Raw genomic sequence first — 18,778 nt, 5'->3', positions numbered from 1 at the left:
GAGCAGTCATGCTCTGCACGGTTCAAGCTGTTAAGGCACTGCCGAACGAAAGGGGGCAGAAACAGTCAGCGAAGGCCTAAACTGGTGTGATATGCTCTCTACCCGATCAATTTGACAATTTGCTTCTTCCGCAACGACTGCCGGGGGTATACAGCGCCGTTGCGCAGCTAAATGTCTTTTTTTAAAGCGCGCTGGTTGGTGAGTTGAAATTGTCAAATTGTCAAGAACCGTCCCCAGTTTGTGCCCAGTTTGTGCATTTTCCAGGCGGTCCTTCAAGCGTTGCGCCGAAGGGGTCACGGCCAGGCCACCCTTGCCGCTGCATTTTACACAGCCGGGCATCTGCTTGCCGACAGTCGCAACCGTCTGAATCACTTCATCCAGGGGGATGACGGCATTGAATCCCGAACGGGCCATGACGGCGGAGGAGAAGGCATTCACGGCGGCGCTGATGTTCTTGCCCAGGCAGGGCACCTCCACCCGGTCGGCCACGGGGTCACAGATCAGGCCGATCATGTTCTGGATGGCCATGGAAGCGGCGGCGACCGCCTGCCCGGCCGTTCCCCCCATGAGCTGGACGATCCCGGCCGCGGCCATGCCCGAAGCCGCGCCGCACTCCACCTGGCAGCCATGCTCCTCGGCGGAGAAACCCGGCCCCATGGCAAACCAGGCGCCGATGATTCCCGCGGCGAAATAGGCATGGATCAACTGATCCGGGGTGGATCCCAATACAGCGGACACGGCTTTCAGCACACCGCCCACGGTTCCGCAGGATCCCGCCGTGGGGTTGGCCACGATCACCTCCAAAGCGCTTTTCGCCTCCATAATTGCGGACACATTGGCGATTATGGGGTTGACAATAGTGGCGGGTATCACTCCAGCCTGTTCCGCCTCATCCACCCGGTGGGATTGCCGGTGCAGAATACGGTCTTTGTATTCGGTGCCATCCAGGCCCTTGCAAATACTCTGGTCTACGATTGCGATGATCTGTTCCATGCTTTGTTTCAACGCTTCCCTGGAAAGACCACTGCGGCATTCCTCATAGACCAGGCCCACCGATCCAAGGTCAAGCCCCCTGCGTTCCGCGTATTGAAGCATTGCGTGGATGGAATCAAAGGGAAGTGTTTTCTCGTTGCCCGATACGATGGGAAGAACCGGGTCGATCCGCATCCAGCCCGGAGGCACCTTGGGGAAGGGTTCGGGTGACTTCAGGTTCAGCAAGGTTCCGGCCGGCCCTCGACATTCCATTCGCCGGACTGTCGCCTGCAATGGCGGTTTCAACGCCCCTATGATCGACCCCGCCGCTTCGTCGGCCTTTGCCTGCTTTCCTTTGCCGTAAAATGCCAGGAGTTCATGATAATCCCCCCGGATTTGTGCGCGAAAGTCATCTATCCGCTGAATCTCAAAGGCGCCACCACCGGTGGAAATCGCCTGCACCCTCACCTGCTTACCGGTTTTTCCCTCCAGGGTCAACCGCACCGTATTGGCATGGGTGGTGGGGAAACGGCTGATGCCGTATTTGATCTCCACCCCGCCTTCCCTGGCCGGCAACCCGGTCTCTTTCATGCGGTCGTCACGGATATCGAGGCCCAGCAAGCCGCCGTCGATACCCATGGCGGTGCCCTGTTCGCGGTAGTTGGCACACCAGGCCCCATCTTTGTCAAACTCCACCAGCGCAGCGCGCAGCGGCTCGTTCAGGACCTGCAGGCATATCCGTGCGATCCGCCAGGAAGCCGCGGTGTGGGAGCTGGAGGGTCCGCGCATGACCGGACCAATTACTTCGTTAAAAATGCTGGGAAAGCTATTCATAAAACCGGACTTCCTCTCCGAATCCCAGTTTGCGGGATTTCTGATAGATCCTGTCGGCCACGGCCAGGTCCTGGATGGCGGTACCCACACTCTTGAACAGGGTGATTTCCCCGGGCGAAGTCCTGCCTGTGATCTTACCCAATACCAGATCACCGATCCCGCCGATGATCTGATCGTCCAGGTTGCCGAATCGTAGCACGGCCTTGACGAGGTCACCACTTTCTCTAATACAGGCGCTTTGGTCATCCAGGAAGATTCGCGACAACCGGATCAGTTCCGGGTCCAACTCCTGCATGTGGGGCTTGAATGAACCGACGGCGTTGATGTGCGTCCCCGGCCGGATATGTTCCCGGCCGAACAGGGGCCGGGTGGCGTTGGTGGCGGTGCAGACAATATCCGCCTCCTCCAGTACCGAGAGGTCATGGGCGATCACGATTTCCGCCGGGATCCTCTGTCCCATCTCTTCCAGAAAAAACTCCGCCCGCTCCCTGGAGGTGTCGAATATCCAGATCCTTTCAATTGGCCGGACGGTGCAGACCGCCTCCAATTGGGTGCGCCCCTGGGCGCCGCAACCGAAAAGCGCCAGGTTCCGGGATTCCTCTGGGGCAAGCAGGTCCGTGGCCAGTCCACCGGCGGCACCGGTACGGATGGCGGTGATAAACTCACCATCCAGCATGGCCAGCAGTTCACCAGTCCGGCTATCGAAAAGCAGGACGATCCCGGTAATGGTGGGAACACCTCGAACCGGCCCCGTATTCCGCTGAGAGAGGACTTTCACTCCAGATGCGCGTTGATCACCGGAAAAAGCCGGCTTCATCAGCAAAGTCAGTCCACCGTCGGGCGAATCCACCACGTACCGCCCGGGTACCACGCTGGTACCTGCAGAAAGCCCGGCAAAGGCGCAAGACATGCATTCGATGGCCTCGCCCATGGTGAAGTGAGCCGCCATCTCCCCCCTCCGGATCAGGATGGCAGCGGATCTTCGGGGAGTTTTTCCGACTTGGACCATGTTCGAATTGTAGGGTTGAGTGGTCGCAAAGTCAAAGCTTCACAACAATCCTTTCCGGGATGAGGAATAATGGCATGAGAGCAAAGAATCAACGGGGGTTGTCGGAATCCGTGCTTTCTTCGCCGTTGTCCACATCAACGGCCATGAGTTCCCGCGCCTCTTCCAGGCGATCCGGGGGCACCATGATCCTCACCTTGCCCAGACCGTTCATGGAGATGGCCAGCAAGCGGCCGACCGATTCGAACTTCAGCATGCAGGGAATGCCGAAACTATCCAGCTTGGCGCGGATGATCTCGGCCTCCATAAGGCCATCAGTCACCAGCAATTCAGCCAGGTTTTCCGGCATGAAAGCCTACATGCGCACGGCGACGCCGGCCCAGGTAAGGCCCGCTCCGAAAGCGGTCATGAGCAGGTTGTCGCCTTCTTTCAGGCGTCCTTCTTTCCAGGCTTCATCCATGGCGATGGGAATGGTTGCGGCGGAGATATTGGCGATGCGATCGATATTGATATATGTTTTTTCGCGGGGGATACCGGCGCGCTTGATGGTGGCGTCGATAATGCGCGTGTTGGCCTGGTGGGGGATATAGAGGTCGACGTCCGCCGCGGTCAGGCCGGCAAGCTTCAGGGCCTCTTCGGCGGATTCCTGCATGCGCAGCACGGCATGCTTAAAGATCTCGTTTCCCGCCATGTGCACGGTGTGTTTTTTCAGGCGTACCGTTTCTTCACTGGCGGGCATGGCGCTGCCGCCGGCGGGCTGCAAAAGCAGGTCGCCCAGGTTGCCGTCGGCGCCCCAGAAAGTCGAGAGGATTCCGCGCTCTCCCTCTTCCAGCGCCAGAACTGCGGCCCCGGCCCCGTCTCCAAACAACACGCATGTGTTGCGGTCTTCCCAGTTCATCATGCGCGAAAGCACCTCAGCGCCGGACACCAGGATGCGCCTGGAGGCTCCGGTCAGCAACAGGCTCTGGGCCACGATCAGGCCGTACAGGAACCCGGAGCAGGCGGCGCCGATATCAAAGGAGGGGATGGGCGGAATGCCCATCTTTTTCTGAGCCCAATTGGCCGTGGAGGGAAACGCCGTGTCCGGGGTCACGGTGGCCACAATCAAGGTGTCGATATCCGTCAGTTCCAACCCGGCATCCGCAACCGCCTTCTGGCACGCTTTGGCGACCAGGTCCGAAGTGGCCTCGTTGTCCGCGGCAAAATGACGTTCTTTGATTCCCGTGCGGCTGGTGATCCACTCGTCACTGGTATCCACCAGGCGGGACCAGTCTTCATTGGTCATCACCCGCTCAGGCAGGTATGACCCGGTCCCGATGATTCGAACCCGTTTCACTTCAAAGCCTCGCGAAAGTAGAGAAAATAGATCTGGATTCCCAGTTCCCGTTTGTCGGAGCTCTGCGGATCCAGCATGGCCGGTACAAACGCCTTGTCCGTCTCAATGGTAAAACGAAACTCGTAGTCGTCGCCCATCTGCGCCGGGGCCAATGTGTAGCGCTTCTCGAACTTGGCGGTCTCGGGGATAAATTCCCCGAGCAATTGATCGTTGATACGGAAAATCACTTTCTGATCTTCTATCTTGGCCTTGTCCACGCCTCCCTGGATAATCAGGGTGGACTCCTTTTTGGGATTCTCAATCACGCAAACAGCTTTCTTGGTGGTCCACTGCCAGCGGCGCTCCCGTGGGTTGTCGAGTTCCGGATCGGTCTCCACATTGTTCCAACCTTCGGCGTACACGATCTCCGGAGCCACTACGGACGCAGGATGAACCTTCACATTCTTGCGAAACAGCATGATTTTTTCATCTTCAGATGAATCCGGGTCCCACAGACCCACGGTAATGCGGATCTCTTCGTAACCTTCAAAATCGATGTCGATCTCGTCCAGGAACTTGGGAATAAACAGTGTCCGGGAATACTCCACTTTCTGCCCGGGCCGCCATTGAGTGGTCAGGATTTCGGGCATATGATCATCCTGGACCAGCATTTCCTTGCTGCGTGTGCGCCAGAAATGCACAAACACGGCGTAATCTTTGGAGAAGCCCTCGAAATCCTCGGAAAGACGGTAAGTGTAGTCCATCTTTGCGAACAGGAAATCGGTCAACATATCAGGTTGAATGGCCAAGTTCAAGTCCAGACCACGTGGCTCGGACCCTTTGCCGCAGGAAAGAAACACCAGGGCAGCCAGCGCCGGCAGGCAAAAAGTCTTTATCCGCATACTACCTCCCTTTGTCTCGTCAACAAGACAGGAAACAGAATAAGCGATAACTTACCACATTCAATGGGTTAAATCAACTAGACAAAAACGGGCGGCCCCCTGGGGAGGGGCCGCCCGCACGGATGGGAACAGCCGAAATTTCAGCTGATTATTTCTTGTCCATATCTTCGTATTCGGCGTCAATGACTTCACCGTCATCTTTGCCGCCATCGGATGCCTGGCCGGACTCCGAACCACCCTCGGCATCACCTGCTTCCTGTTGCGCACCGCCTCCGGAACTCTGGTACATCTGGGTGGATACTTTCGAAGTGAGTTGGTTGATGTTCTCAATTTCTTTGGTAATGCGCTCGTCATCTCCGCTCTGCACCGCTTCCTTGGCCTGCTTGACCGCGGCTTCCACTTCACTGACCTGGTCCGCGGGGATCTTGTCTTTATTTTCCGTCACCAGTTTGTCCAGGGCGTAAGCCAATTGATCCAACTGGTTGCGCCGTTCAATGGCTTCCTTGCGCTTGATGTCTTCATCACGATGACTATCCGCTTCCTTGACCATCTTCTCGATCTCTTCTTCAGAAAGTCCACTGGAAGAAGTGATGGTAATGGCCTGCTGCTTACTGGTAGCCTTGTCTTTTGCGGACACGTTCAGGATGCCGTTGGCATCGATATCAAACGTCACCTCAACCTGGGGAACGCCCCGGGGCGCCGGGGGAATCCCGGTCAGGTGAAACTTCCCCAGGGTACGGTTATCACGAGCCATTTCCCGTTCTCCCTGTACCACGTGAATTTCCACAGTACCCTGATTGTCCTCCGCAGTGGTGAACACATCGGTTTTCTTGGTGGGAATAGTGGTGTTTTTCTCAATCAGCTTGTGTGCAATACCGCCCAGGGTCTCAATTCCCAGGGAGAGGGGTGTGACGTCAAGCAACAAAATATCCTTGGCTTCACCGCCCAGTACACCGCCCTGAACCGCGGCTCCCGCGGCCACAACCTCATCCGGATTAACCGTTTTGTTGGGTTCCTTGCCAAAGAAATCGGTAACCAGTTTCTGCACCATGGGAATGCGGGTCGAGCCGCCCACCAGGATGACTTCGTTGATGTCGGAAACGTTGATCCCCGCATCCTTGACCGCCATCTTGCAGGGTTCCAGGGACCGCTTTAACAGGTCGCCCACCAGTTGCTCGAAACGCGACCGGGTCATTTTCATGACCAGGTGTTTGGGGCCTGAGGAGTCGGCGCTGATAAAAGGCAGGTTGATTTCCGTCTCCATGGCGGTTGACAACTCGATTTTGGCCTTTTCCGCGGCCTCTTTCAGGCGTTGAAGGGCCATTTTATCTGCGACCAGGTCAATGCCCTGGTCCTTTTTGAACTCGCTGATGATCCAGTCGATCAAGCTTTGATCGATGTTGTCGCCTCCAAGGTGGGTATCGCCGTTGGTGGATTTGACCTCAACGATGTTCTCGCCGATCTCCAGGATCGAGATATCGAAAGTACCGCCTCCAAAGTCATAGACGGCGATCAACTGGTCTTTCTTTTTATCCAGGCCGTAGGCCAGGGCGGCGGCGGTGGGTTCGTTAATGATGCGTTTTACTTCGAGCCCGGCAATGCGCCCGGCGTCCTTGGTCGCCTGCCTCTGGGAATCGTTAAAATACGCCGGGACGGTAATCACCGCTTCCGTTACTTTCTCGCCCAGGTAGTCTTCAGCGGATTGTTTCAGCTTTTGCAGGATCAACGCGGATATCTCAGGCGGGGAATACTGCTTGCCGCCGATCTCGATGCGGGCATCATCCTTGGGACCCTTGACCACTTTGTAAGGAACCATCTTGATCTCTTCGGTCACTTCAGAATAACGCCGCCCCATAAAACGCTTGATGGAGTAGACGGTATTCTCCGGATTGGTAATGGACTGCCGCTTGGCGACCTGTCCCACCAGCTTTTCACCATCCTTGGTAAAACCCACCACCGAAGGCGTGGTGCGCCCGCCTTCCGCGTTCTGTATGGTCTTTGATTCTCCCTTTTCCATCACGGAGACCGCGGAGTTAGTGGTCCCCAAGTCAATTCCAATAATTTTTCCCATTTAACTTCTCCTTTTGAAACGTAATTCCATTAAGAGTATAACCCTGATCCGTGCCGGTGTCAACAGTTTCATGAGATATTTATCAATAAATCCTTAGTGTGCTGTTGTCATATATCTAGCCGCCGGCGGTTACAATCCCTTGACAAGTCAACCGATTCGGGCTTTTTTTCCACCCTGAAAACAGTCGCTCTATTTACACCTGAGAGAAAAAGTGATATAAGAGTTCGATTATTCTTATGGAAGGAGGTTGAACATACCCAAAAAATGGTTCAGAATCTGGGAAACCACTTGATTGTCGAGATGTACGACTGCTGCCCGGTCATTATCAATGACACCAAACGGGTGGAATCGTGCTTGAAACACGCGGTAGACCTCTCCGGCGCGCACATGGTGCAGTCGGTGATCCACCACTTCAACCCCCACGGTGTCAGTGGGGTTATCGTGATTGAGGAGTCACACTTTTCAGTGCATACGTGGCCGGAGTACGGCTATTGTGCCCTGGACATCTTCACGTGCGGGACGGAAGTGGATTACTATACCGCGCTTGAATACCTCAAGGGCGCCTTCAAATCAAAACACATCTCGGTCAGTGAAGTGAAACGTGGAATACTGGACCTGCCGGTCAAACTCCTGCACAAACCCGAGACAGTAAGGGAGCAACATGAAACAGTCAACGCTTGACATAAAACAGGAATTTGAGCGGTGCAACGCCTGGGGATTGCTCACCAGCCTCGACATCCATGACTGCAACGGAGAAACCATCCGCGACCCCGAAGCCATCCGCCGGTTCGTCATTGAATTGTGCGAACTGATTGAAATGAAGCGCTTTGGTGAACCCCTGATCGTCGATTTTGGCGAAGATCCGCGGGTAAGTGGATATTCTTTAACCCAGTTGATCGAAACATCCCTCATCTCGGCTCATTTCGCAAACGCCGGCAATGCGGTTTACCTGGACATCTTCAGCTGCAAGTACTACGATCCGGAAACAGCGGCCCGCTTCAGCGCCGATTTCTTTGGCGGCCGCATTGCCAACCAGAACGTGGTCATCAGAAAATAACTTCCCGGGCGCCCCGCGGTTGCGGGGCGCCCGGTTTCATTTACCACGGGAGGCCGGCCATGACCAACTGGTTTGAAGAGCAACTGGACATCGATAAGGGGCGCGCTTTGCGCATCCGCACCCGCAAGCTGCTCGAAAAAGTACGCTCGGATTTCCAGGAAATCAGGGTATACGAAACGGATGCGTTCGGGCGCATGTTGGTCCACGACGGCGTCATCATGCTGACGGAATTCGACGAAGCCCATTACCATGAAATGATCGCCCACGTGGCCCTTGTTACCCACCCATCCCCCAGGGATATACTGGTGGTCGGTGGCGGCGACGGCGGGACCTTGCGGGAGGTACTGCGCCATCCCCTGGTTCAGAGCGCCCATCTCTGTGAAATCGACCCAATGGTGGTTGAAGTCTGCCGCAAACACTTTCCCGGACTGGCCTTTAGTTTCAACGATCCCCGGGTTTCTCTCCACTTTGACGATGGAGCTGAATTCGTCAAACGCCATTCGGCGGCTTTTGACGTGATTTTCGTGGATTCCTCCGACCCCATCGGCCCGGCCGAGGTGTTGTTTGAAAAAGAGTTTTATCACTCCATGAGGAGCGCCCTGAAGCCGGGGGGCATCGTCATTACGCAGTCGGAATCTTTCATGTACCACGCCGAATTAATCGAGAAAATCGCCGCCTTCTGCCGCACCATTTTTCCGCTTTACCGTTACTATTACGCCCTGGTTCCCACATACCCCAGCGGATTGATCGGATTCAGCTTCTGTTCCCTGGGACCGGATCCCCTGAACGACATCAACCCCGAACGCATTGCCGCCCTTGGCCGTATGCGTTACTATTCCGCCGAAATCCACCGCTCCGCGTTCACCCTTCCGGCAAGAGCTGAGGAAATCTTTAAAGATTAGGGCATCACAACGATCAATCCAGGATTATCATACCGTCACGGGAATGACTGTAATCGAAAAAACCACTCGCCCCTGGCCACTCGCCAATAGGGGCAATTCACGAATTGCCCCTACCCCTTCATTCCCGATTCAATATCCGCCACGGTCTTGGGAATTTTCGGGCCAAGTACGCGGTGTCCTTCCGCGGTCACCAGCACATCGTCTTCTATGCGGATTCCCCCGAAATCCCGGAACGTTTCAAGCGCATCGTAATCAATGAAATCACTGTGCGCTCCTTCCCGGCGCCACTGGTCAATCAAAGCGGGAATAAAGTAGATTCCGGGCTCAACCGTTACCACAAACCCCGGGAACAGCTCCCTGGCCATGCGCAGGGCGGATAATCCAAACTGCCGGCTGCGGCTGATGGTTTCATCGTACCCCACCAGGTTTTCTCCCAGATTCTCCATGTCATGGACATCCAGGCCCATCATATGCCCCAGGCCGTGAGGAAAGAAGAGGGCATGGGCACCCGCCTGTACGGCCTCATCCACGTCTCCCTTCATCAGGCCGATCTCTTTGAGTCCGGTGGCGATCTCACGCGCAGCCATCATGTGGCAGTCCAGAAAACGCGTACCGGGGCGCATGGCCTGAATGGCGGCTTCCTGTGCCCGGAGTACGATCTCGTAAACCTGGCGCTGAACGGGAGTGAAACGCCCCCCCACCGGGAAGGTGCGCGTGATATCTGAAGCATAGTGTTCCGGTGATTCAGCCCCGGAATCCACGACCAGCAGATCATCTTCCCGCATTTCGTTGCCGTGGAAGTGATTGTGCAAGGTCTCCCCGTGCACGGATAGTATGGTGGGAAAAGAAATATGGCTGTTCGCTCGGCCCACCACTCCCAGAAGGGCCCCGGCCACTTCGCCTTCGTTGACTCCCGGCCGGGCCAGATCCATTACGGTTTCGTATATGCGCGAAGAGATCTCCAGTGCTTTTTCGATCTCCCGGATCTCGGCCTCGCTTTTTGTTGACCGCTGGGTTACTACAGCCCGGATCATTGCTCTGGAAGCATGGCGATTGACGGCCGCGACGTCTAATCCCAGCCATTCCGCGATCCGCACCTGTTCTTCCATGCGATAAGGCGACAGGAAGTGAATGCGTCGCCCCGCGTTCACCGCCGCGGCGAGACGCTCGGCCAACTGGCTGTTGTCACCAGTGGAGTTGATCCCCACCACGTCGGCCAACTCGCGTACCGATGGCTGGGGGCCCATCCAGATGATGTCGTCAATGTCGAAATCGTTTCCGTACAGGTAGTCGCAATCTTCATCCACATCGATCAATCCGACAAACCCCGGCTTGTCCACACCGAAGTAATAGAGGAAACTGCTGTCCTGACGGAATGGATACGTATTGGCCGGGTAATTCATGGGGCTTTCGCCGTTCCCTGGAAACAGCAGCAAGCCGGAACCCATCTGGCGGCGCAGGACCTGCCGTCGCTCTCTGTATACGGATGCGTTAAACATGGTTACGCCTCCTATTTTGCTGACTCAAAACAAAAGGGTAAAACAAATCAGGTTTCGAGGCAACCGTGTTTTCGACCCGGCGGCTACTGATCTTCTTCCAAAGCCTGCTGGCATTTGACGCAATACAAAGCAAAAGGCAACGCCAGCAGCCGCTTTGTCGGGATCTCAACTCCACATTCCTGGCACTTTCCGTAATCCCCGGCCTCGATCCGCGCCAGTGCCGCATTGACCTTCTCCAGACTGGCCCTGGCATTGGTGGCGATTAGGGAACCGAATTCCCGTTCAATCAATTCAGTCGCCTGATCTACTTCATCCATGCTGTCCCGGCCGCTTTCGACCTCACCGTCCTGGGCCTGTACCAGGCGGTTCAGTTCTTCGCGAAGCCCAAGCAATCTCCGTCCAAAACGCTTCTCATCTCGCGCATCCATTTCTTCCTCGCTTTAGCGGTGGTATGCATGGCCCTTGATAATGGAAAGGGCACGATACAACTGCTCAAGAAATATCACGCGGAACAAGTCGTGAGGAAAAGTCATGGGTGAAAAAGAAAGGAAATCATCCGCCCTCTTGCGGACATCTTCAGCCAGTCCGGCGCGGCCACCCATGACAAACACCAGTTTGCCGCCGACCCGGGACATGCAGCCTGCCAGAAATTCGGCGAATCCCTGGGAATCAAGGCTGCGCCCGCAAGCATCAAGGCCGACCACGTAATCCTGGCGAGACAGGGTTTGCAGCATCTGTTCCCCTTCCCTTTTCCGCAACAACTGATCGTTCGCGGATTTTTGTTCCCTCAGATTTTTGAGTGTGAATTTTACATAAAATTCAATGCGTTGTAAATACTTTTTTTCCAGGACGGCCAGTTCCTTGAATTTCTGCCGCCCCGGTACCAGGAAGTCAACTTGATTCATAGCGTTTCAAGCGGTTGTAAAGGGATTTGCGCGAGATCCCGAGTATCCGCGCCACGGTTGTGCGGTGGGGATAGCGGCGCATCAAATAACGGATGTATTCTTCTTCCAATTTTTCCAGGCTCCATTCCCGGGCACAGGCCAGCTCCAGCAAAGTGGTCCCGTCATGGACCAGGTGCTCGATTCGTTCATCCGTCAACATCCCGCCAAAGATGCGGGCGGATTCAACCAGGTTCTGGAGTTCGCGGATATTGCCCGGCCAGGGATAATCCCGTAAGCGCCGCCGCCCATCAGCGGTCAAGCGTACTTCAACCCCGAACCTCCGCGCAAAGTGCAGCAGCAGGGAACGAATATCCTCCGGTCGCTCACGCAGGGGTGGTACGGGAACTGTCAGGGTGGAAATGCGGTAGAAAAGGTCGGACCTGAAAATACCTTCACGCACCCGTTTTTCAATATCCATGTCCGCGCTGAATACAAAACGCGCGGTTACCATGCGTTCACGGACATCTCCCAATGAATAATATCTGCGACCTTCTATGATTCGCAACAACTTGGCCTGGATTCCCAAACTGAGCAAATCGATGCGGTTTAAAAACAAGGTGCCGTTTCCCGCCGCGGCCCATTTCCCGCTGAAATCGTGTTCCGCACCGGTAAACGCCCCCCGGCGATATCCGAACCATTCGCTTTCCAACAGGGTCTCCGGCACATCCCCACAGTGCAGGTTCAGGAATGGATGACCACCGCTGACGGTGTGAAGATACTCCGCCCAAACGTCCTTTCCAGTACCCGTTTCTCCAGTCAGCAGCACCGGTGTTTTGAGTAAAGCGGCGCGGTCCAGGAGGCGCCGCACCTCCAGGGAAGCGGGATCGGTTAAGTGGTCAACCGAGACAAAATCGGTAGTGTTTGGCATCCATCCAGAGTTTTTCCAAGGCAAACTTGCGTCGGTTCTGCGCGGTAAAAACATGCACCACGAAATCAAAGTAATCAAGCAGAATCCACTCGGCCGCTGCTTCTCCCTCTGTATTGGACGCTTTCAGGCGATGAATCCTCCGCAGCCGGCGTTTTACTTCGTCGGCCACGGCCAGGTTCTGCCGCGCACTGTTTCCGTGGGCAATCACCATGTAATCGGTCACATCACTGATGTCCTTTATCTTTAAGACAACGACATCGTGAGCCTGCTTGTCCAGCATGGCACGTACCGCGTCTTTGACTTCAGCCGGAATGCGCCGGCGCTTCAGGTCTTCCAGAACGGCTTGATAGGCTTCACTCTCCATATAGGCCTTTTTCCTCCATTACGTTCTCTACACAAGGGTCCAGCATTTCCACCGCTTCAGGGCCGCCACGGCGCCAGCGCCGGATCCGGGTCGAAGAGAACGGCAGGGTCTCGGAATCATAAACCAGAACGTTCACGCCCGGCGGATCATGAAAACGCAACGGGTACATGCGCATGGGAACACCTTCCGCGCGCAACAGGGAACGCAACCCGTCCAGGTGACCCGCCTTCCGCAACACCACGATAAACACGATGGTTTGCAACAGGCGCCGCCATTCCTTCCATGTTGGAATATCCAGAAATCCCTCGCTGCCGGAAATAAAAAAAAAGCGATCCCGGGGATACCGGCGTTGCAGCCGTTCCACCGTGTCAATTGAATAGGAACGCCCCTGACGGTGCATTTCGATATCTGATGCCCAAAATTGCGGGTAGGGGGCCAATGCGGCCCGCAGCATCTCTAACCGGGCTTCTGCATCCGCCACGTTTTTACGGCTTTTGTGTGGCGGGTGGGCGCTCAAAACATAAAGAATCCGGTCCAGGCGGAAAGTCTTTTGCGCGCGGATTCCCAGGTCCACGTGCCCCCGGTGGACAGGATTAAAAGTACCTCCCAGCAGCCCGATGTCACGACTCATGATACAATCCGAAAAGCCGGGCTTTCAACATCTCCAGGTTCCACTCCCGCAGCGCCGATATTTCCAGGTACGGCAATCCCTGTTGCTCGCAATACTCCCGCAAGCGATCCGCGCCGTTCCGCCCCGTATGGGAGTCGAGCAGATCCGCTTTATTGCCCACCACGATGGCGCGTTTCCGTAACAGACGCGGATCATGCGCCGCCAACTCGCCTTGCAGCATACGTAGCGTTTCGATTGGATCACCTTCGGTGTAGGCCGACACATCGATAAGGTACAGCAAAACCCGATTTCGTTCAATGTGACGCAGGAAGCTGAGTCCCATCCCCTCGCCGCGATGTGCCCCGGATATGATGCCGGGAATATCAGCCACCACCAGGCTGTCGTAACCGTGATATGCCACCCCCAGGTTCGGCGTTAACGTGGTAAAGGGATAATCCGCAATACGGGGGCGGGCGCTACTGATTCTGGAAATCAGGGTGGATTTGCCGGCATTTGGAAGGCCCACCAGACCGGCGAATGCGATCAGTTTCAACTCCAGGACCACGGTGATCGATTCTCCCGGGAGTCCCTTGTCCGCCCGCCTTGGCGCCTGGTTGACCGACGATTTAAAGCGGAAATTTCCTCGACCCCCCTTTCCTCCCCGAGCCAGCTCAAACTCCATGCCCGAAGTAGAAAAATCCACGATCAGGCGCTCTTCAGGATGGGTCTTGATTACGGTTCCCGGAGGAACGGAAATCCGCTCATTCGCTCCACTCCGCCCCGTCCGGCGATTGCCGCTGCCGGGGGCACCATTGGCGGCGCGTATGGCATGACAACGGGTGAAGTCCACCAGCGAATGCACCTGGGGATCACTGACAAGGATGACGCTTCCTCCTTTGCCACCGTCACCGCCGTCCGGTCCTCCCCGGGGAATGTACTTCTCGCGGCGAAAACTGACACAGCCGTCCCCGCCGCGCCCGGCATGAAAAGTGATTAGAGCGCGGTCAACGAACATAGTAGGGGAAAACAATGACAAAGGGTGGAACCGGAAACAGGCTCCAGGAAAAACCGCTTAATTGGGTACCACCTCGACGAATTTACGCTTGTTGCGGGTAATGAACCGAACCGTGCCGGTTACCAGGGCGAACAGAGTGTCATCCCGGCCCACACCCACATTGTCTCCGGCCTTGATCCGTGTTCCCCGCTGACGCACGATAATGGATCCCGCCGGAATGCTCTCTCCGCCGAAACACTTGACTCCGAGGCGTTTGGACTCACTGTCCCGCCCGTTCCTGGCACTACCGCCGGATTTTTTATGTGCCATCAGTTATTCTCCTTGCCTGAATCTTTCTTGCCCGTTGTTTTATCCGCCGGAGTTTTAGCGGAGGCGGGTGCCTTTTTGGGGGCGGCCTTCTTCGCCGTCACAGGCTTCTTTTCAGTTGCCTTGGGCGCCGCCTTCCCGGCAGCCGTCGTTTTCTTTGCCGCCGTCTTGGGCGCTGTAGCTTTAGCGGAAAGATCAGCTTTAGCAGAAACGGAAGCAGGTTTATCCGCCGCAGCCTTGGCGAAGGCGGGATTAATCTCGATGCGTTCGATGGTGATGCGGTGCAATTGCTGGCGATGCCCCTTGAGACGCTTGTATCCTTTCTTGGACTTTTTCTTGAACACAATCACTTTGGGGGATTTGAACTCGTCCACGATGCGCGCGTGGATGACTCCATTCGTCACATAAGGCTGCCCGAGGTGGAGTTTCTCATCCTGGATCAGCAAGACGCTGTCAAATACCACCCGCTTTTCCTTGTCTATTCTGGCCTCATCGATGATTTCCACTTCGAGAACTTCACCCTCGGCCACTCTATACTGCTTGCCACCGGTCTCAAGAATCGCAAACATGGGTTCTGACTCCTATTCAAAAATACACACCCTTATATCACAAAGAGGCTGATCAAGTCAAACCATCTGCTCCTCTGATCAAGGCTCCGGGCACAATGTTTCAATTTTTCTTGACCCGGCCGGCATGGTATAATCCCCCACCTGTCATGCCGCTAGCTGAAATCGTTCTCATCGCCCTGGGATTGTCAATGGACGCGTTTGCCGTTTCCGTGGCTGCGGGACTCTCCTTGCAACGCAACTGTTTTCCTCATGCGCTGCAACGAGGCGTGGTCTTCGGCCTGTTCCAAGCGGGAATGCCGGTTCTGGGATGGTTCGGCGGCATGGGGTTCCGTCCCGTCATGGCCCCGTTGGACCATTGGATCGCCTTCGGACTCCTGGTGTTTATCGGACTGCATATGATTGCATCTTCATGGAAACCCGCGGGTTATCAAAAACCCGGCGGTGGATTCGGCCAACTCGTCATACTGGGAATCGCCACCAGTATCGATGCCCTGGCCATCGGATTGACCTTTGCCTTACTGGGGGTCGACATACTCTTTCCGGTCCTGATTATCGGCGCAATCACCTTTTTCATGTCATTTGGCGGTATTTACCTGGGGCAACGCGTGGGCAGACTCTTTGCCCGCAGGGTCGAAGCCCTTGGTGGGCTGATCCTTATCTTTATCGGCCTGCGCATCCTGGTCAAGCATCTGGTTGAGGGGATATGAAAAGAGTTGGAGAGAAGGAAACTTTAGACTTTTCACTTCAATCCAGTGATAGAAACTCTACGGACTCGTGATGAGAACTTCCCGGGACTTGTGATAAAAACGCATTGCATAGCCTTCAGGCTGGTATCATCACAGCGCTTAGAGGCGCATCATCACAGTTCGGACAGGCATTCCAAGCCGACCTGCCAGGCCGGATTCCTCATCACTGACACTCCATAGTGCCATTACAGGGCTTTTACTTTCGACTTTTCACTTTTCTCTTTCGACTTTCGACCAGACTGTTGTCATCTACAGGGCGCAGGCCGCCGTATTGCAAATAGCCGGAATCGACGATCCGGCGCACGCGGGAGCTAACATGGGCGGTTTTGTAGAAGTGAGAAGGTTCGGTATCGTGATCACCCTGATGGCGGCGTTTTTTTTCTCTGCGCTTAGGGCCCAAGACGAAGTCGTTGAACGGGTCGGGATTCTAAACCGTGAAGTAGTGGTGCGAGTGTTTGCCGGCGATGACCCGGTCTCCGGGCTGACGCGCCAGGACTTTTCCGTATTTGAAGACGGCCGGCCGGTCCCCATCACCAGTTTTCGCGAAATCCGCCGCGCCCTTTCACCGGAGATGAAATTCGGACCGGAAACGGCGGTGAGCAAGCGGGGACGGCTTTTTCTCTTCCTTTTATGGTGGAACGAGGAAAGCCGCAATTGGCCGCAGACCTGGTCCTATTTTATTGAGCACATTTTCCGTCCCGGGGACCAGGTTATTCTCAGCAGTGACCGGCACGTGATTCAGATCAATTCCCCGGCAGAGGAAAAAGAAAAACTGACCGCTTTTTTTCATGATCTATCCAGCCATCTAAAGCAAAGAAAAGTTGAAAAAATCCATCAGACTGCCATGTTGGAGCAGAGTGTGAAAAACTTTCATGAAGCCCTGCTGGAAAACGCGGAAAAAAAGGCGGCATTCAAAACTCCGGAGCAGGCATTGCGCAATGAATTCAAAAACCGCTACGGCGGCATCCTGGACGACTACCGCCTGACCCGCCTGCGCGCACAACCCGCCATGTTGCAGCGCCTGGCCGCGGCATTGCGGGCCGTGGACGGGGAAAAATGGGCCTTGCTCTTCATGCATAACGAACGCCTGCCCATGATCCATGTCAAGAGCCGCCTCTTTCTGGACGCTCCCATGAGTCATGAAACCTCGGCGGAACTGAAGCGTTTCGTCGATGATTGTGACAAAAAGATGCGCATGGCCACGGACATGGCCGTTCAGGCCCGGGACCTGATGTCTCTTTTCATTGGCGCCGGGGCGACTTTTCACCTCTTTCTCAGCGATGTCGCCAGTGAAAGCCCCGATACCACGCATTTGCGCTGGATGCCCGTGTTTTCATCGTGGGAATCCGCTTTTCGCAAAATCGCCTCAGACACCGGCGGCGACGTGCAAAACACCACCCGGTTGAGAACCGCGCTGGAAGAGGCGGCATCCAGGCCGGACATCCACTACGTACTTACCTACAAACCGGCTGTTCCCTCTCGCAACCCCGAAGTGAAAATCCAGTTGGCTCAACCGGGCCTGGAAGCGGTCTATGCCCGCAAACTGGCGGCCCGGGAAATTCGCCCCCTGAAGATTTCCGACCCCGTTTTCAATAAAGGTCAACTGCGTTTTGAGCTCGCCGACTATCTTCAGGAAACAACAGAATCCGGCGAACTCAATGGAGATATCCATATCACGGTTCGCGCGGAATCGAATGGCAGAGAATCCCTGGAGTACACAGAGATTTTGTCTCCCCATGGCGAGGCGGTCATGGTGGAAATTAAGATGAACTTTCCTGAACCGGGCGATTATCTCGTCAGCGTGGCGGCCCAAGACCGCTTGTCCGGGAACAGCACCCGGAGCTACACCCGGGTTCGCATTGCCTCACCGCAGGCGGAATCCCGGAAGCTCATGGAAAAAGAGCCCATGGACCCGCGATTGAAAGCGGTGATGGACAAGGCTGCCGATTATTGCAGGCGGCTGCAGCGCGCTGCGTTCCGCTTTACCTGTACCGAATGGGTGGATGAAACCACATTGGAGCAAAATCCCCTCAACCGACGGGTGGAAAAAGTGGACCGCCATTGGCGTTATGACTACCAGGTGGTGGGAGAGGGCGCCGTTTCCGAACAACGCCGGCTGGTACGCGAAGGACACAAACGGGTCAATATCCCGAACTCGGATCTCCCCACGCGTTTTGCCTCGCAATACTCCGTATTCATGCCCGTCACTCTCCTGGGAACACTGAATCGACCGGCCTACAACTACCGGTTGATCGACAGCGAACGCCTGCAAAAGCGGAATTGCGCCGTGGTTGAGGTGACTCCACTACAGAAAATAAAGGGGCCTCTTGCCCAGGGAAGAGTCTGGGTGGATGTGGATAACGGATCGGTGCTGAAAATCGAGATGCATCCCCGTGGCGTGCACGGCAGCGAGGCCCTTGAGGCGGCGGCGGAAAAGATGTCCGCCAAACTCGACCTGAACGTGGTTCACTGGTATCTGGAAGAACGCCATGGGCTACGCTTCCCTTCCAAAACCGAGTTTTCCGAAAGTTACGTGTTCGACAAGCGCGTGGGTACGCGCAGTACGCTCATACCGTATGCGAGTGAAACCCATGGCGGCAGGGCCACAACCGTGGTTATCCCGTTCCTGGAGACCCGGCATCGCCGCGTGGAATTCTACCGTTTGACCCAGGAGTACAAAGACTACCGTTACTTCGAAGTTGAGAGCAGTGTAAAAGAACTGAACCCGGATATCTCTGAATAATCCGGGCGGACCGCTCCGGCTTACTGGTGGAAGGGTTCGAAGTTGAGGAAATCCG

The 18,778-nt window shown here is 55.7% G+C and carries 20 protein-coding genes; 5 read left to right on the top strand and 15 right to left on the bottom strand.

The features are described from left to right. Positions 1–30 precede the first annotated feature (30 nt). The 6 genes from ENN40_01005 to dnaK all read right to left on the bottom strand — a co-directional run bounded on the left by ENN40_01005 (position 31) and on the right by dnaK (position 7,100). On the bottom strand, positions 31–1,806 hold the full coding sequence (locus tag ENN40_01005) for a serine dehydratase (GenBank protein HDP93922.1): 1,776 nt from the start codon (positions 1,804–1,806) through the stop codon (positions 31–33). Next, complete coding sequence (locus tag ENN40_01000; protein ID HDP93921.1) at positions 1,799–2,815, bottom strand: ornithine cyclodeaminase; 1,017 nt, start codon at positions 2,813–2,815, stop codon at positions 1,799–1,801. The genes ENN40_01005 and ENN40_01000 overlap by 8 nt, the downstream gene beginning before the upstream one ends. Positions 2,816–2,903: 88 nt before the next feature. Then, positions 2,904–3,161, bottom strand: a complete 258-nt coding sequence (locus ENN40_00995) for a DUF2007 domain-containing protein (GenBank protein ID HDP93920.1) — start codon at positions 3,159–3,161, stop codon at positions 2,904–2,906. Between the two features lie 6 nt (positions 3,162–3,167). Beyond that, on the bottom strand, positions 3,168–4,148 hold the full coding sequence (locus tag ENN40_00990; protein ID HDP93919.1) for a ketoacyl-ACP synthase III: 981 nt from the start codon (positions 4,146–4,148) through the stop codon (positions 3,168–3,170). Next, positions 4,145–5,029: a hypothetical protein gene (locus ENN40_00985; GenBank protein HDP93918.1), complete on the bottom strand. Its 885-nt coding sequence runs from the start codon at positions 5,027–5,029 to the stop codon at positions 4,145–4,147. Before ENN40_00985 ends, ENN40_00990 begins: the two co-directional genes overlap by 4 nt. A gap of 148 nt (positions 5,030–5,177) precedes the next feature. Then, the gene (gene dnaK, locus ENN40_00980; protein ID HDP93917.1) at positions 5,178–7,100 is read right to left on the bottom strand and encodes a molecular chaperone DnaK; all 1,923 of its coding nucleotides are present in this window, start codon (positions 7,098–7,100) and stop codon (positions 5,178–5,180) included. Positions 7,101–7,364: 264 nt separating this feature from the next. On the opposite strand from dnaK, the gene speD reads away from it, so the two are divergent. The 3 genes from speD to ENN40_00965 are packed head-to-tail and all read left to right on the top strand — an operon-like array spanning position 7,365 to position 9,059. After that, on the top strand, positions 7,365–7,781 hold the full coding sequence (gene speD, locus ENN40_00975) for an adenosylmethionine decarboxylase (protein ID HDP93916.1): 417 nt from the start codon (positions 7,365–7,367) through the stop codon (positions 7,779–7,781). Further along, a complete protein-coding gene (locus ENN40_00970) occupies positions 7,762–8,157 on the top strand; it encodes an S-adenosylmethionine decarboxylase (protein ID HDP93915.1) in 396 nt (131 codons plus the stop codon). Before speD ends, ENN40_00970 begins: the two co-directional genes overlap by 20 nt. Positions 8,158–8,216: 59 nt before the next feature. Continuing rightward, positions 8,217–9,059: a polyamine aminopropyltransferase gene (locus ENN40_00965; GenBank protein ID HDP93914.1), complete on the top strand. Its 843-nt coding sequence runs from the start codon at positions 8,217–8,219 to the stop codon at positions 9,057–9,059. A 110-nt stretch (positions 9,060–9,169) separates the two neighbouring features. Here the strand turns inward: ENN40_00965 and ENN40_00960 are convergent, their stop codons facing one another. The 9 genes from ENN40_00960 to rplU form a co-directional block, all read right to left on the bottom strand. After that, positions 9,170–10,558 carry an aminopeptidase P family protein gene (locus ENN40_00960; GenBank protein HDP93913.1) on the bottom strand — a complete coding sequence of 463 codons (1,389 nt, stop codon included), beginning with the start codon at positions 10,556–10,558 and terminating at the stop codon, positions 9,170–9,172. An 83-nt stretch (positions 10,559–10,641) separates the two neighbouring features. After that, the gene (locus ENN40_00955) at positions 10,642–10,986 is read right to left on the bottom strand and encodes a TraR/DksA family transcriptional regulator (GenBank protein HDP93912.1); all 345 of its coding nucleotides are present in this window, start codon (positions 10,984–10,986) and stop codon (positions 10,642–10,644) included. A 12-nt stretch (positions 10,987–10,998) separates the two neighbouring features. Next, complete coding sequence (locus ENN40_00950; protein HDP93911.1) at positions 10,999–11,463, bottom strand: 23S rRNA (pseudouridine(1915)-N(3))-methyltransferase RlmH; 465 nt, start codon at positions 11,461–11,463, stop codon at positions 10,999–11,001. Beyond that, on the bottom strand, positions 11,450–12,424 hold the full coding sequence (locus ENN40_00945; GenBank protein HDP93910.1) for a sigma-54-dependent Fis family transcriptional regulator: 975 nt from the start codon (positions 12,422–12,424) through the stop codon (positions 11,450–11,452). Before ENN40_00945 ends, ENN40_00950 begins: the two co-directional genes overlap by 14 nt. Then, positions 12,339–12,734, bottom strand: coding sequence for a ribosome silencing factor (rsfS, locus tag ENN40_00940; protein HDP93909.1), 396 nt, complete (start codon positions 12,732–12,734; stop codon positions 12,339–12,341). Before rsfS ends, ENN40_00945 begins: the two co-directional genes overlap by 86 nt. Beyond that, complete coding sequence (nadD, locus tag ENN40_00935; GenBank protein HDP93908.1) at positions 12,724–13,365, bottom strand: nicotinate (nicotinamide) nucleotide adenylyltransferase; 642 nt, start codon at positions 13,363–13,365, stop codon at positions 12,724–12,726. The genes rsfS and nadD overlap by 11 nt, the downstream gene beginning before the upstream one ends. Beyond that, a complete protein-coding gene (obgE, locus tag ENN40_00930; protein HDP93907.1) occupies positions 13,355–14,359 on the bottom strand; it encodes a GTPase ObgE in 1,005 nt (334 codons plus the stop codon). The genes nadD and obgE overlap by 11 nt, the downstream gene beginning before the upstream one ends. A gap of 57 nt (positions 14,360–14,416) precedes the next feature. After that, a complete protein-coding gene (locus ENN40_00925) occupies positions 14,417–14,668 on the bottom strand; it encodes a 50S ribosomal protein L27 (protein HDP93906.1) in 252 nt (83 codons plus the stop codon). Then, positions 14,668–15,234: a 50S ribosomal protein L21 gene (gene rplU / locus ENN40_00920; GenBank protein HDP93905.1), complete on the bottom strand. Its 567-nt coding sequence runs from the start codon at positions 15,232–15,234 to the stop codon at positions 14,668–14,670. The genes ENN40_00925 and rplU overlap by 1 nt, the downstream gene beginning before the upstream one ends. Positions 15,235–15,380: 146 nt before the next feature. Here rplU and ENN40_00915 point away from each other — a divergent pair, with 146 nt between their 5' ends. Both ENN40_00915 and ENN40_00910 read left to right on the top strand, forming a co-directional pair. Beyond that, entirely contained in the window at positions 15,381–15,941 is a 561-nt protein-coding gene (locus tag ENN40_00915) for a manganese efflux pump (protein HDP93904.1), read from the top strand. A 355-nt stretch (positions 15,942–16,296) separates the two neighbouring features. After that, positions 16,297–18,723, top strand: coding sequence for a hypothetical protein (locus ENN40_00910; GenBank protein ID HDP93903.1), 2,427 nt, complete (start codon positions 16,297–16,299; stop codon positions 18,721–18,723). Positions 18,724–18,778 lie beyond the last annotated feature (55 nt).

The organism is Candidatus Aminicenantes bacterium (assembly GCA_011049425.1).
Taxonomy (GTDB): Bacteria; Acidobacteriota; Aminicenantia; order UBA2199; family UBA2199; genus UBA876.
This window is presented reverse-complemented; position numbering and strand designations above follow the sequence as displayed.

Excerpts from the sequence above, each read along its gene's own strand:
- ENN40_00970 (HDP93915.1), top strand. The coding sequence starts at position 7,762 with ATGAAACAGTCAACGCTTGACATAAAACAGGAATTTGAGCGGTGCAAC.
- ENN40_00945 (HDP93910.1), bottom strand. The coding sequence starts at position 12,424 with ATGTTTTTACCGCGCAGAACCGACGCAAGTTTGCCTTGGAAAAACTCT.
- ENN40_00915 (HDP93904.1), top strand. The coding sequence starts at position 15,381 with ATGCCGCTAGCTGAAATCGTTCTCATCGCCCTGGGATTGTCAATGGAC.
- ENN40_00965 (HDP93914.1), top strand. The coding sequence starts at position 8,217 with ATGACCAACTGGTTTGAAGAGCAACTGGACATCGATAAGGGGCGCGCT.
- ENN40_01000 (HDP93921.1), bottom strand. The coding sequence starts at position 2,815 with ATGGTCCAAGTCGGAAAAACTCCCCGAAGATCCGCTGCCATCCTGATC.
- nadD (HDP93908.1), bottom strand. The coding sequence starts at position 13,365 with ATGAGTCGTGACATCGGGCTGCTGGGAGGTACTTTTAATCCTGTCCAC.
- ENN40_00910 (HDP93903.1), top strand. The coding sequence starts at position 16,297 with ATGGGCGGTTTTGTAGAAGTGAGAAGGTTCGGTATCGTGATCACCCTG.
- dnaK (HDP93917.1), bottom strand. The coding sequence starts at position 7,100 with ATGGGAAAAATTATTGGAATTGACTTGGGGACCACTAACTCCGCGGTC.
- ENN40_01005 (HDP93922.1), bottom strand. The coding sequence starts at position 1,806 with ATGAATAGCTTTCCCAGCATTTTTAACGAAGTAATTGGTCCGGTCATG.
- ENN40_00960 (HDP93913.1), bottom strand. The coding sequence starts at position 10,558 with ATGTTTAACGCATCCGTATACAGAGAGCGACGGCAGGTCCTGCGCCGC.
- ENN40_00925 (HDP93906.1), bottom strand. The coding sequence starts at position 14,668 with ATGGCACATAAAAAATCCGGCGGTAGTGCCAGGAACGGGCGGGACAGT.
- ENN40_00955 (HDP93912.1), bottom strand. The coding sequence starts at position 10,986 with ATGGATGCGCGAGATGAGAAGCGTTTTGGACGGAGATTGCTTGGGCTT.
- rsfS (HDP93909.1), bottom strand. The coding sequence starts at position 12,734 with ATGGAGAGTGAAGCCTATCAAGCCGTTCTGGAAGACCTGAAGCGCCGG.
- ENN40_00950 (HDP93911.1), bottom strand. The coding sequence starts at position 11,463 with ATGAATCAAGTTGACTTCCTGGTACCGGGGCGGCAGAAATTCAAGGAA.
- ENN40_00985 (HDP93918.1), bottom strand. The coding sequence starts at position 5,029 with ATGCGGATAAAGACTTTTTGCCTGCCGGCGCTGGCTGCCCTGGTGTTT.
- obgE (HDP93907.1), bottom strand. The coding sequence starts at position 14,359 with ATGTTCGTTGACCGCGCTCTAATCACTTTTCATGCCGGGCGCGGCGGG.
- rplU (HDP93905.1), bottom strand. The coding sequence starts at position 15,234 with ATGTTTGCGATTCTTGAGACCGGTGGCAAGCAGTATAGAGTGGCCGAG.
- speD (HDP93916.1), top strand. The coding sequence starts at position 7,365 with ATGGTTCAGAATCTGGGAAACCACTTGATTGTCGAGATGTACGACTGC.
- ENN40_00995 (HDP93920.1), bottom strand. The coding sequence starts at position 3,161 with ATGCCGGAAAACCTGGCTGAATTGCTGGTGACTGATGGCCTTATGGAG.